The sequence below is a fragment of the Hungatella sp. SB206 genome (genome assembly GCF_051132295.1).
In the GTDB taxonomy this organism is placed as follows: domain Bacteria; phylum Bacillota; class Clostridia; order Lachnospirales; family Lachnospiraceae; genus Hungatella; species Hungatella effluvii.
In genome coordinates, this window is the sequence record NZ_CP096603.1 from 818,005 (window position 1) to 830,876 (window position 12,872).

Annotated in this window: 12 protein-coding genes and 1 pseudogene; 6 read left to right on the plus strand and 7 right to left on the minus strand. The window is 48.8% G+C overall.

Features of this window, described 5'->3' with window-relative positions:
• Nucleotides 1-6 precede the first annotated feature (6 nt).
• Nucleotides 7-198 carry a DUF6398 domain-containing protein gene (locus M1L66_RS03695; RefSeq protein WP_434690971.1) on the plus strand — a complete coding sequence of 64 codons (192 nt, stop codon included), beginning with the start codon at nt 7-9 and terminating at the stop codon, nt 196-198.
• A 25-nt stretch (nt 199-223) separates the two neighbouring features.
• Here the strand turns inward: M1L66_RS03695 and M1L66_RS03700 are convergent.
• From M1L66_RS03700 to M1L66_RS03730, 7 genes and pseudogenes are all read right to left on the minus strand, one after another.
• Nucleotides 224-1,218: pseudogene (locus tag M1L66_RS03700) on the minus strand (Fic family protein).
• A gap of 239 nt (nt 1,219-1,457) precedes the next feature.
• Nucleotides 1,458-2,753 carry a Gfo/Idh/MocA family protein gene (locus tag M1L66_RS03705; protein WP_434690974.1) on the minus strand — a complete coding sequence of 432 codons (1,296 nt, stop codon included), beginning with the start codon at nt 2,751-2,753 and terminating at the stop codon, nt 1,458-1,460.
• 22 nt (nt 2,754-2,775) lie between these two features.
• Nucleotides 2,776-3,540 carry a glucosamine-6-phosphate deaminase gene (locus tag M1L66_RS03710; protein ID WP_434690976.1) on the minus strand — a complete coding sequence of 255 codons (765 nt, stop codon included), beginning with the start codon at nt 3,538-3,540 and terminating at the stop codon, nt 2,776-2,778.
• A 7-nt stretch (nt 3,541-3,547) separates the two neighbouring features.
• Complete coding sequence (nagA, locus tag M1L66_RS03715) at nt 3,548-4,720, minus strand: N-acetylglucosamine-6-phosphate deacetylase (RefSeq protein WP_434690979.1); 1,173 nt, start codon at nt 4,718-4,720, stop codon at nt 3,548-3,550.
• Nucleotides 4,717-5,595, minus strand: coding sequence for a sugar phosphate isomerase/epimerase family protein (locus tag M1L66_RS03720; RefSeq protein WP_434690981.1), 879 nt, complete (start codon nt 5,593-5,595; stop codon nt 4,717-4,719). Before M1L66_RS03720 ends, nagA begins: the two co-directional genes overlap by 4 nt.
• A gap of 7 nt (nt 5,596-5,602) precedes the next feature.
• The gene (locus tag M1L66_RS03725; protein WP_434690984.1) at nt 5,603-6,547 is read right to left on the minus strand and encodes a Gfo/Idh/MocA family oxidoreductase; all 945 of its coding nucleotides are present in this window, start codon (nt 6,545-6,547) and stop codon (nt 5,603-5,605) included.
• 11 nt (nt 6,548-6,558) lie between these two features.
• Nucleotides 6,559-7,386, minus strand: coding sequence for an AraC family transcriptional regulator (locus M1L66_RS03730; protein WP_434690987.1), 828 nt, complete (start codon nt 7,384-7,386; stop codon nt 6,559-6,561).
• A 307-nt stretch (nt 7,387-7,693) separates the two neighbouring features.
• On the opposite strand from M1L66_RS03730, the gene M1L66_RS03735 reads away from it, so the two are divergent.
• Genes M1L66_RS03735 through M1L66_RS03755 form a run of 5 tightly spaced genes read left to right on the plus strand, consistent with a single transcriptional unit; the run spans nt 7,694 to nt 12,770 of the window.
• Nucleotides 7,694-8,683 (plus strand): hydroxyacid dehydrogenase, encoded by a 990-nt coding sequence (locus tag M1L66_RS03735; protein WP_434690990.1) that lies wholly within the window; start codon nt 7,694-7,696, stop codon nt 8,681-8,683.
• Between the two features lie 17 nt (nt 8,684-8,700).
• Nucleotides 8,701-9,993: a hypothetical protein gene (locus M1L66_RS03740; protein WP_434690996.1), complete on the plus strand. Its 1,293-nt coding sequence runs from the start codon at nt 8,701-8,703 to the stop codon at nt 9,991-9,993.
• 7 nt (nt 9,994-10,000) lie between these two features.
• Entirely contained in the window at nt 10,001-11,044 is a 1,044-nt protein-coding gene (locus M1L66_RS03745) for a Gfo/Idh/MocA family protein (protein ID WP_434690998.1), read from the plus strand.
• Complete coding sequence (locus tag M1L66_RS03750; protein WP_434691001.1) at nt 11,045-11,935, plus strand: carbohydrate ABC transporter permease; 891 nt, start codon at nt 11,045-11,047, stop codon at nt 11,933-11,935.
• 13 nt (nt 11,936-11,948) lie between these two features.
• Entirely contained in the window at nt 11,949-12,770 is an 822-nt protein-coding gene (locus M1L66_RS03755; protein ID WP_434691003.1) for a carbohydrate ABC transporter permease, read from the plus strand.
• Nucleotides 12,771-12,872 lie beyond the last annotated feature (102 nt).

Consider the following 12,872-nt stretch of genomic DNA (forward strand, 5'->3'; position numbering starts at 1 on the left):
TCTGCTATGAAAATTCCTAAAGAAATGCAAAAAACATATGAAGAAATTTCACGTATTATAATTGAGTACAGTGAAAAATATCTCAGTGAAGAATATAAAGAATTATGCCTTCGCGCACTGGAAAAATTATGCCGTAAACGTCCATCACCTCTGCAAAGCGGAAGGAGCAGCACCTGGGCCGCCAGCGCGTGGAGTTAAAGAACGGCTATTTGCTTAAGGGCTTTTACTTCAACCGAATGTAGCAGGTTGCTTTTCCTGAGCCTTCACGCTTTAATTCGTCGGCTTTTACCAGCTTTCGCAAAGAGCCCTCAATCGAACTGATACTTAGGGACGGGCATCCCCCCGGATGTGCTGTGTATTAAATCTTCCAATTTTGTTTTGCGCTGCTTTTCTTACCATATCAACAGCAGGCAGCCTGGTTTCAACAATGGAAAATCTGTCTTCAAAATTCTTGTATGCCGCCAATATGATACCAAGCAGGTATTTTATGAATGGAATGCCATCCTCGCATCCTTCATGCCACCCATTCTGTGACCGGCTAAGGGCATCATGATAAAGGTCTTTTGACTGGGCAATTTTAGCTTCCAGTGAGATGTACTTCCCAACATAGAAACCATTTCGGTATAAAAGCAGCGTTGTGAGCAAGCGACTCATTTAGCCATTTCCATCATTGAAGGGATGGATAAACAAAAAGTCGTGAATAATCACTGGTATTGCAATTAAGGGTTCAACTACCGTGTTGCCAATAACCAGATTGTACTCTTCACAAATTCTATCAAGAGCTTCCAGCGTTTCAAATGGGGCAAGTGGAGTAAATAGGATTTCTGTATGCTCATCCGGGTAAACGGCACTGATATAATTCTGAACATTTTTTGTTTGCCCGGCAATTGGGTTGTTCATGTAGCTGTATAGTATTTTGTGCATCTGCAGGACATAATTTCTGGCAATTGGAATCGCATCGAAAATCTCATGAATAACATTTAGAACATCGTGATATCCGGCAATTTCCTGTTCATCACGGTTTCTTGGAGTCGTTTTTTCCTCTACCAGCTGTTTAATACGTGTGTTGGTGGTGACGATACCTTCGATAGCATTAGATGCCTCGGTGCTTTGCATTTTTGCAATTTCTACGAGCTTTTCCAACTCATTCGGACGCTGCTTCAGGTACTACTCCTGTTTACCCGCTTCTTTATAGATGGCTGCTATATAACCAAGGATGTCAGAGTCCTATTTCTGTTCTCTGATTTTTTTATAGTTGAATTCTCTCATTCCCTCAACCTCCTTTAAATCCCTTAAATATTACCATAAAATAAGGGGGAAGTTAAACTGTAACGAATTGATTCCCTTTAAAACAGCCTTCTTAAAGGATGAGGTACTTTCCTTCCTGTGGGTACAGTCCGCTGTATGATCGCACCCACAGGAAGGAAAGAACCGATACGGCTTGTCGCCATGTTTCACTAAGAAAATGTCTCCAGCTCAATGACGCGCCCATTCGTCCGCCGGGAGGCTTCCGCGGCCAGCGCCATAATGTGGCTTTCGATCGATACGTCGATAGAGGTGAGTGCCTCATGTTCACCGGAAGAAATGAGGCGGCAGACAGCGCTCATCATGCGTAAATCGCCGCCGCCGTGTCCAGCAAAGTTTTCCTCCGTACCTGTGGAAGGAAGGCTTTCCTTCAGATTTATAATCTCCTCTGTTTTTCCGAAACGTCTGATTCGCAGTATGCATTCCTCCATATCTCCCTCTATTTCCCCTCTTGTCCCCATAATTTTAATGGTGCGGTGGCAGTCCTCTGTGAAGGCGGACATGGTGAAGGTGGCAGTGATATTGTTCTTAAACTCCATCGCCACTACCTGATGGTCAACCACATCGTTGTCACAGTGATAAACACAGCGGCCGTAAGGACCTGTAATGATTGCTTCATAGAGGCTTTCTTTCGTTGGAAAAGAGTCCAGGACAGTGCAGGGCCATTGTGGGCCGATGTGCAGAAAACCGGACTGTTTATTTTCAATATAAATCTTTTCCGCATCAAAGGGACAATCCTCTTTCTGGCGGCAGCCGTCCATACACCGCCGTGCCGCGCCTTCCGGGGCATTTTGCTCTGTAAAATGATCCAGGGAGCCGAAAGAGGAGACTCGTAGACATTTTTCACCGATGAGCCACCGCAGGATGTCCATGTCGTGACAGGATTTGGCCAGGATCATGGGACTGGCGGAAGACTCTCTTCTCCAGTTCCCGCGGACAAAGCTGTGGCAGTAATGCCAGTAAGCAACGTTCTCAACCGCATCTACGGATTCCAGCTTGCCAATGGCGCCATTGCAGATCAGATCGTGGATGGTTTTGTAAAATGATGTATAGCGCAGTACATGGCAGACGATGACAGCCCTGTTTGTTTCATGGGCTTTTTTCTGCAGGGCAATACATTCCTGCAAGTCGGGGGAAACGGGTTTTTCAAGAAGCAGATGGTAGCCCTTTTCCAAGGCCCGCAAGGCCTCCGCCGCATGCTGCTTATCCTGGGTGGCAATGATCATGACATCCGCGAGTTTTGGCTGATCCAGCAGTTCATCGGAGCTGGAAAAGCACTTGGATTCCGGAACCTGGTATTCCGTTTGAAGAAGCTTTAAGCGCTCCGGGCGGATATCAGCCCCGGCAACGAGTTTCATTTCCTCCGGATGATGCTTCTGATAGGCTGCGTATGCCTCCAGACCGCGGATTCCGCATCCGCAGACGGCAAAAGTTACCATGTTGTTCATAATAATAAGACCTCCTAATGTTTTACAGTAATGATGCGCTGTCCTGGTCCAGATAGAGTCTGGCGTGGCTGTGATGCCGCAGAATGGTGGCAGGACAGCTTTCATCTACCGGATTATTCAGAGTACGGCTGACTGCAGAAGCTTTTGATTTCGCGGGAACAATACAGAATATCTCTTTTGCCGCGGTTAAGGCCGGAATGGTCAGTGTCAATGCCTGTAAGGGCACTTCGGACAGTGAGCGGAAGCAGCCGTCATGGACCTGCTGCATCCGGCAGACTTCATCCAGCGTGACAACCTTTACCTTGTGCGGATCATGAAAGTCAGCGTTATGGGGGTCATTAAACGCAATGTGGCCGTTCTCGCCGATTCCCATTACGGTAATGTCCGCCGGATTTTCCTCGAGAAGCCGGCTGTAGCGCAGGCATTCTTCCTCAGGGACTGCATTGCCGTCAAGACAGCTGACACTGTGGAAGGATGCCCTGTTCCAAAGCGCTGATTTTAAGAAATTGGCAAAACTCTGGGGCGCATGGGGGGAAAGGCCAATGTATTCATCCATATGAAAGGCATTCACCCGGCTAAAGTCCGTTTCCCCGGAGCCTGCCAGAGCTGTCAGTGCGGCCAGCACTTCGTTCTGGGAAGGCGCAGCCGCGAAAATAATGTTGCAGAAGGGCTTTGTTTCAAGAACCCTTCGTATGGAATCTGCAATGGCGGAGGCTGCTTCCAGCCCCATCTCAGAGCGGGCAGGATAAATTGCGGCCTGCAGCATATCTTTTTTTATTGTTTTCATACTTGTTTTACTCCTGATTTATGAGTTTTCCGCCGATAAATACATACCTGATGTTTATCCTGTCATCGAAAATTACAAGATCGGCGGTTCTTCCGGCCTCCACGCGGCCTGTTGTCTTATCTAAATTCATAATCCGTGCGGGCGTTTCCGTCACCATCCGGATTGCATCCGGAAGACTCGCGCCGGCCATACGCACCATATTTCGAACCAGCCGGTCGGCAGTACAGATGCTTCCGGCAAAGGCCGTGCGATCCGGCATTTTGGCCACGCCGTCCTCCAGGATAACTGTCTGGCCGTTTTTTAAGCTGCCCAAGATGCTTGTGCCAGAACTTTCGCCGGCCGCCCGCATGGAATCGGTGACCAGTGCCAGCCTGTCCGGGCCGATCAAGCGATAGGCCATTGTCAGAAGACTTGGAGGCAGGTGGCAGCCGTCGCTGATGATCTCACTGCTTAACTCCGGCAGCAGATAGGCGCTTTCCACAATTCCCGCCTGGCGGAATCCGCCCTTCCTCACGATGGTTGACATGGCGGAATAGAGATGAGTGATATGGCGGTATCCGTGGGAGACGGCCTCCCTTACGGTACTGTAGTCGGCATCGCTGTGGCCAATGCAGGGGAGAACTCCCCGCTCCGCCAGATAATCACCCATGTCAAAAGCGCCCGGAAGCTCCGGGGCGATGGTCCAGCGCAGGATATCGGGACAGAGCGAGAGAAGCTCTTTGTACTCCCCGGGATTCGGGTCACGAATATAAGCCGGGTCCTGCGCCCCGCACTGGGAACGTGATAAGTATGGCCCTTCGATGTGAATTCCAAGCAGCCGGGCGGAATCAGGAAAACCGCATTTTAACTGATTATAAAGCTCCAGGGCATGAACCAGCTTGTCGTATCCTGCGGCCAGTGTGGTGGGGAGAAGCCCTGTGGTTCCGTGCTTTAAATGCAGGGATGCAGCCTGATGCCATGCTTCTTTCGTTCCATCCATGAAGTCGCCGCCTCCGCCTCCGTGGACATGAATATCCAAAAATCCATGGGACAGGTAGAGGCCATGGACATCGAGAACCTCTTCCGTCATATCGACGCTGCCGCCGCTGTCGGTAATGGAGCTGATTATTCCATCGGCAATCCGGATATCCTTAAGCGTGATGGAAGAATCCTGCACTAAATTTGCATTTTTGATAATCATAAGGAAGCCTCCCTGCCCTTTTGGACCTCGTTCAGTAACGTGTGAAGAGCTTCCGCACTTTCTGCGGCAGCCGCTAACCCTCCGACTGAGAAGGAAGCCCCCTGGGGAAGACGCATCTGCTCTTCGGTTAATACAATGTCTTTCCGGTAATGGGTTTCCAGGGACAGCCATCCCTGATAACCGTCCGCCGCGATCTGCGCCAGGAGCTCCGGATATGGAACCAGCCCTGTACCGATCATGACACATTCCGGCTCCCCGTTTTTATAAATGGCGTCCTTAATATGAATGTGGCGAATCCAGGGGCGGATGGCCATGTAACCTTCGGGAAATGGCTGCTCTCTAAACGGGTCATAAATATCATTGCCGGGATCAAATATGGCTCCTGCACAGGGGGAATCAATGGCCTTCAGCAGAGAAGCCAGCGCCCTGTGGCTGGTAGTGTTCACGCTGGGATCTGCCTCCAGGAGCAGCGTTTTCTTTCTCGCTTTTAAGAGACGGATTGGTTCGTCAAAAAATGGAACAAGCTCAGCGGCCGGTATCAGTCCGCTTTCCGGCGAGAAGAAGGCAAAGCCGCGAATAACCGGGCAGTCCAGTATATCAGAGGCACTGCACAGGCGGTTCAGCTTCTCCATGTTTTCCGAAATTTCCTCTGGAGATGTACCGCATTTGTAAAAACTGCTTGCCAGGCTGCAGACGCGAAGGCCGTTTTCGTCCAGCTGCCGCTTCCAGTCGGTGAGCGTGTCCGCCGGAATCTGATCAATGGGTGTGTCATAGACGCTTCGCAGCTCCACACCGTCTAAATGGTAATCCTTTGCAAACCGGATAGCCTCATGCAAATCCTGGGTTGCTTCATCGGTAATAAATGCCAGCTTCATATTCCTCCTATCGGGCAGCATACATACTGCCTGCACTGTTCCCATACGCAGTCCAAAACGCTTTTCCGTCATATCCCGGACCGTTTGCCTTTAAGCGGTCAAGCCGGACCGGAGCGCCTCCGGAGGCTCTGGAAGCGGCTCCGGCCAGCATGATCTTTGTGGATTCCACAAGATCGGTTACCGGCACTAAACGGTTTGGCTTTCCTTCCATATAATTACAGATTTCATCCAGCAGAGCCTCATACAGCCGGCCTGAGTCTATCCGTATCTGCCAGGTGGTTTTCGTGGTCATAACAGTAATGGCAAACGGCTGCCAGGTTCCGGTAAATGTATTGTACAGGGCGCTTTTGCCGTTTGCGAACTGAATATAATAGCTCTCGCAGAGTTTGCCGTCCGCTTCGCTCTTTCCCATATACCGTACCTCCACTGCGCCGGAGCCTAATAGCCCGCCGATAATTTCCACCACGTGGATGCCGTAGTTAAATTCATCTACGCCTGATGTGCCAAAAACGTTGACTGTTTCACCGCGTTCATCGAGAGGCATTTTTAAGAAATCCTGGATTTCATAAGCGTACCGGGCGCTGGAAGAACCAAGTATCACCGCTCCGCTGTCGGCCAGCTTCTGTATTTTTTCACAGTCTCTTAAGCTTCCTACAATCGGTTTATCGATGAACACAGGTTTTTTCTTCTCGATAAATGGCATGGCCAGACGAAGATGGTCATCCCAGTCGCAGCTATGAATGAAACCAATGTCACACAAGTCTGCCAGCTCTTCCAGAGAAGAGCAGAGGTGCTCTGCTCCAAAACGCTTCATAAATCCCATTACCTCCGTCTCCGGCCGAAATGAGTCGTTATACACTCCTACGTAGCGCGCCCGGTTTCCCTTCTCGAGCACTTCCCCAAACCCCATCGGATGGGAAGTATCAATGTTTACTGCGCCAATCTTAATCATGTGAATCCTCCTTAATAAGTAAAATATTTATTTTGTTTGTGAAACATCCGGTATTCAATGGGAGTACAGTTTTCCTTGCCTTTAAAATGACGGCTGAAGTTGTGAATGCTCTGGAAGCCGATCAGCTCCGCAATCTCGCTGATGCTGATATCCGTATTGGTCAGCAGTTCCTTGGCCCGTTCCAGCCGAAAGCTGTTGATGTAGCGTATGGGCGTTGTGTGGAACACATCCTTGAAAATACCAATCAATGTGGTTTTGTTGATCTTTGCCATTTCCGACAAGTCATCTAAGGTAATGATGGTAGAGTAATTTCCGTGTACATAATTGAGCAGGGCCTCGATATCCACGCCCTTCCAGGTCTTTTGCCCGTTAATCTCAGAAACTGCAGGGCCGGACTGGCGGTAACCGGTTTTATCCCGGATAATACGGATTAATATTTCATATAAATGGCAGTTGATGAGCGGATAGTAAAATGGCTGACGTTCATTGCTTTCATTTATGATCTTGTCAAAATAAATCCGTATAAAATTAAAATCATTGACAGTAAAACAGTTTCCCAGGTCGATGAGCTGCTCAAACAGGAGCGCGTCCGTTATGGAAAATTTGATATCCATGAGCTTTAACTGATTTTTCGCTTCATCCGAACACCGGATCGAATGTATTTCCTGCGGTTTAAACAGATAAAAGTGCTCCTTTTGAATGTCATATTTCTTATCATCAATCTGAATCGTGCCGGAACCGTTTAAGATGCCGACCATCTGAAAAAATTCGTGACAATGGGGATTGCTTTCCCCGTTTTGGAAGTAAATTCCACTCCATAAAACAGAACAGTCTTTCAATCGTATCACTCCTTGTAAAAATTGTTTCCGTACCACGCTGAGGTAATTCTCATTATAAACATAGACAAAATAAAAGACAATACAGACCGGACAAATAGTAAAGATGTGTTAAAAAATATAAAATAAATGCAAAACATCGAATTTGATTGTCATATTTAACGGTAAATACTCTAGTTTAAGAAAAAATAATTGTTAAAAACTATTAAATATGCGATAAAGACAAAAAGCTGAAAAACGTGTAATCTGAACTGGTACAAATTCAACGTATTGCTGTAAAGATACAGAATGTAAATTGGAGGAATGGACCATGAAAATCGCGGTTTTAGTGGAAGAGAAATTAAGAAAAGAGCTGATTACAGACCAGGTCTGGAAGAAAATCCAGGCGCTGGGAGAGGTAGCTGCTCTTGAATGCGGCTGTACAGATGAGAGGAAAATATGCGAGGTCATGCGGGATGCACAGATCGCAGTTACCTCCTGGGGATCGCCCAGACTGGATCAGGAGCTTTTGGACTGTGCGCCGGGATTGGAGCTGGTGGCTCATGCTGCAGGAAGTGTGAAGAGTATCGTATCAGATGAGCTTTATGACCGGAACATCCGCGTGGTATCGAGCGCCCGTGTATTAAGCAGAGGGGTTTCGGAAATGGCTTTGGGGCTCACCATTGCCGCCGCTAAAAATGTTTTTTCAGCCAATGAGCAGATTCACAGCGGGGAGTGGCCTAAGGAATTTTCTCCTGTCAATGAATTGTATGAGATGACAGTGGGAGTGGTGGGATGCGGCTTTGCCGGCGCTCATTATGTGGAGCTCTTGAAACCGTTTGACGTCAGAATCATGGTGTATGATCCGGGACTTGACAGAGAAGCCATCGAAAAGCTGGGCGGGGAGAAGGCGGAGCTTTCCGATCTTTTAAAAGAAAGCGACATCATTTCCCTTCACGCTCCTTCCATTGATGCCACATACCACATGATAAATGAGGACAGTATCGGGCTTATGAAAGACAGGGCTATCCTGATCAACACAGCCAGAGGTTCCCTGATCGATGAGGCGGCGCTGGCAAAGGCAATGGAAAACGGAAAACTGAAATATGCCTGCCTTGATGTGACCGATCCAGAGCCGCCAAAAGCGGACAGTCCCTTAAGGAAGCTGCCCAACTGCATTATGACTCCTCATGTCGCCGGACTTTTTAATAACGGAAAATATAAAATCGGCGCCCATGTTTACGAGGAGATGGTCCGCTATATCCAGGGAGAAGCCCTTTTGACGGAGGTTACAAAGGAGATGCTTTCTACCATTGCTTAAGGGAAAGGAAAGACTGAATGAAGATTATTGGAAGAAAGCTTGGGTTTCAGCGTGAACGGCTTAAGCAGGCCTTCGGTTTTAAAGGTGGTTCCTTAAGTGAACTGTGGCAGATCGTATGCAGGCTGGAACTGGAAAACGGGCTGACGGGAACAGGAGTGGGGGTTCAGAGCATTCTGTGGTCAGAGCCGGATATCTTTGCCGGACACACGGAGACAGGCGGTAATCTGTTAATGGCATCTCTCACGGAAAAGGCGCTGAATGAGCTGGAAGGGAAGGAATTTACATCGCCCTCCAGGATGACGGAGGAGCTGTATGAGGAGCTGTATGATTACGCGGCAGCGGTGACGGGGCGGCCGGGGCTTTCCCGCACGTTTATCTGGAATGCACTTGTACCGGTCGATTTCGCGCTTTGGCAATTGCAGGCAAAGCTTCATGGACAGGAAACCTTTGAGGAATTAATCCGGGAGAGCGCTCCATCCCTGCGGGGCCGCCAGGAGAGATTAGGGCAGATTCCGCTTATCAGCTACCAGGTATCCGACGAGGGGATCAGGAAAATTCTCGGCAGCGGAGATTTTCTGCTGAAGATCAAGATCGGCGCAAATGCCGGAAGAAGTGACGATTATCAGGGAATGCTGGAGCTCGATATTCGGCGCCTTGAGCAGATTCACCGGATTGCCGCAGATTATGAGACTCTCCATACTGACTGCGGCCGTCCTGTCTACTATTTAGATGCCAATGGGCGATATGACAGTCTGGAGAGGATGCAGCGCTTCCTTGATGCGGCGGACCGGATGGGGGCTTTAGATCGGATCATTTTACTGGAGGAACCGTTTGCAGACGGGGTGAAGCTCAAGGTGGACAGCCTGCCTGTCAGGGTGGCCGCGGATGAGAGTATCCATGAAAAAAAGGATGTAACACAGTACATAGAGGAGCTTGGTTATGGGGCCATTACGCTGAAACCCATTGCCAAAACCCTGAGCGGAACGCTTCCCATGTTTGAAGAGGCGTTTCAGCATGGGACGCCTTGCTTCTGCGCGGATTTAACGGTACCGCCTGTTATGCTGGAATGGAATATGAATGTGGCGGCCAGGCTGCCAACACTGCCGGGACTTAAAACAGGGGTGATCGAGAGCAATGGATTCCAGAATTACCGGGACTGGGATAAACTGCGAAAGGGGCACCCACTGCCGGCGGCCCCATGGCTCAACCCTCAGAATGGGATTTACCGGTTGGACAGAGGATTTTATGAACGGTTTGCGGGTGTGCTTCCCGCGCCGGAATATGAAAAAATAGTGGAAGGGGAGGGATGACCTGGTGATGGAAGAGATCATTCATTTTGGCATTGTGGGCTGCGGCGTTATTTCAAAATTTCATTTTCTTGCGATTGAACGGATTGAGGATGCCAGGCTGGCCGGAGTCTTTGATGTCGACAGCAAATCTGCCGAAGGGAGGGCTGCCGAATGGGGCTGCAAGGCCTACGGCAGCTATGAAGAGATGCTTAAGGACCCCCTCATTGACGCGGTCTGCATCTGCACGCCCAGCGGACTTCACGCCCGAACAGCCATGCAGGCCCTGGAGGCAGGAAAGCATGTGCTGGTTGAAAAGCCTGTTTCCTTGAAACTGTCAGACTGTGATGATATGATTAAGCTTTCCGACAAGATGGGACTGAAGGTGGGGGTAATCTCGCAGCTTCGCTTTAGTCCGGCAGTAAAGCTGGTAAAGAAAGCGGCTGCGGATGGGATTCTGGGAAGAATCACCAGGGCGGATCTGTATATGAAGTATTACCGCCCTCAGGAGTATTACGATTCCGGCGTGTGGAGGGGAACGGTGAGCTTAGATGGCGGAGGCGCTCTGATGAATCAGGGGATTCACGGCGTGGATCTGATCCAGTATCTGATGGGAAATATAAAATCCATCTACGCAGAGAGCAAAACGAGAGCCAGGGATATTGAGGTTGAGGATACCTTATCGGCAGTGGTGGAATTTCAGAACGGTGCTGTGGGCGTAATCGAGGCATCAACCGCGGATTACCCTGGATTTCCCAGAAAAATCGAAATAAACGGCGAATATGGAACTATTATCCTGGAGGAGGACCGCATTGTACGGTGGACGGTGAAGGGGAACAAAGGCTTTGAGGAGTATGAAAATAAGCTGGAGGAGATCAAATCCTGCTCAGATCCGGAAAGCATCAGCGCGGAGGGGCATTTGGCGCAAATGAAGGATTTTATCAGCGGAATCCGGGAAGACACGGAGCTTTTAGTAGATGCGCGAGAGGGCAGAAAGGCGGTGAGGACGATTCTGGCTGCTTACCAGTCGTCGGAAGAAAAAAAACGAATTGTATTGAAAGAGGAGGAATGGTAATTGGAAAAACGGAGGAAAAAGTTTGACAAGTCCCTCGGATTTGTAGCGGTGGTACTGATACCGGTGTTTCTTCAGTACACATTGACAACGGTAGTGCCTATGGTTATGAGCTTTGTACTGACCTTTACGGACTGGAGCCTTATAGGGGCCGGAAAGTTTATCGGCCTGGCCAATTGGAGGCAGTTGGGGAGCGACCCTTTGGTGTGGCAGTCTCTTAAAATTACAGTGTTTTATGCTCTGCTGGTGGTGATTCCAACCGTTGTGATGGGACTTGGACTGGCGCTTTTAATTAACCGGCGCTGCTGGGGAGTCGGATTTTTCAAGGGGGGTTGGTTTCTGCCCGTGATCACGTCAACCATCGTGATCGCCAGTATTTGGAAGTGGCTTTTTTCCGCGGAGGATAACGGTATTATCAACAGCTTTTTGGGCTTTTTGGGAATCGCCCCCCAATTTTTTCTGGGTTCCCGCATGGCGCTTACTACAGTGGCAATGCTGGGGGTGTTCCAGAGCCTGGGAACAGCCATGGTGTATTTTTTTGCAGGACTTAAGGGGATTGAGACAGATATGATCGAGGCGGCCAGGGTGGACGGCTGTACCGGGGGACAGAGATTTTTTTATATTACGCTTCCTCTTCTGAAGCCCACGTTTACCTATGTCCTGATTATTATGACCAGCGGTGCTCTAAAGGTGTTTGATTCCGTGTACACACTGTTTAATCAGACTGGAGGCCCGGAGAATTCGGCCAATGTTCTGGTTATGCATATCTGGAGAACCAGCTTTTTCTCTATGAAAATGGGGTATGGAAGTACCATTGCGTATCTGTTGTTTTTCCTGATATTGATGATCTCATTGTTCCAGTTCTGGCTGACCAGCAAGGATATTATGAAGTGAGGAGGAAGCGGTAATGAAAAGAATCATGAGAAGTGTGCTGTACTATGGAGTCTGCATAGTCCTCACCTGTGTGTTCCTGTTTCCGTTTCTTGTGATGCTGTCCGGCTCGCTGGATGCGGAAACAAAGTATGTGGTTACGCTGACGAATTGGATGCCGAAGCAGATTACCTTTAAGCTTTATGCAAAGGTAATGGGGATGGGAAGCAAGATGCTGCGGTGGTTTTTCAACTCGCTGGTTATCAGTGTGATTCCAACGATTACAGGCGTTTTTTTAGATGCTTTGCTGGGATATATCTTTGCCAAGAAGAAATTTCCGGGTAAAAATCTGATCTTCTGGTACTTTATGATGGCAATTATGGTTCCGTACCAGGCGACGATTGTTTCTAACTATCTGCTGTTTTCAAAGCTTGGCTGGCTGAACCATTATATTGTATTTTTGCTTCCGGGATGCTGGATTGTGGCATATATGTTTATGATGCGCCAGTATATCGTCACGATTCCGGATGAATTGATGGAAGCTGCAAGAATGGACGGCGCAGGCGAATGGAAGATATTTTTTACGATTATCCTTCCCTTAAGTGCACCGGCACTCAGCACAGTGGCGATTTTTACGTTTATGAACAGTTGGAATAATTTTATGGGACCGTTGATTTTTACAACAAGTGAGAAGATGTATAACCTGGTTGTGGGGCTTGCCACCTTAAACCAGCAGTCCGCAACCTTTAATACCCAGATGACAGCGGGCGTAATCACATTCCTTCCTGTGTTCCTGCTGTACCTCTGCCTGCAGCGGTATTTTATTGACGGATTGGTTATGGGGGGCGTAAAGGGATGAGTGCGCTTTATATAAAAGGAACGTGATCAGGCGTTTCACAAATTCCTGAGTCAAAGTCAAAAACCCCGCTGCAAGCGGGAATAAAAGAAAGAGAGGAAAGAA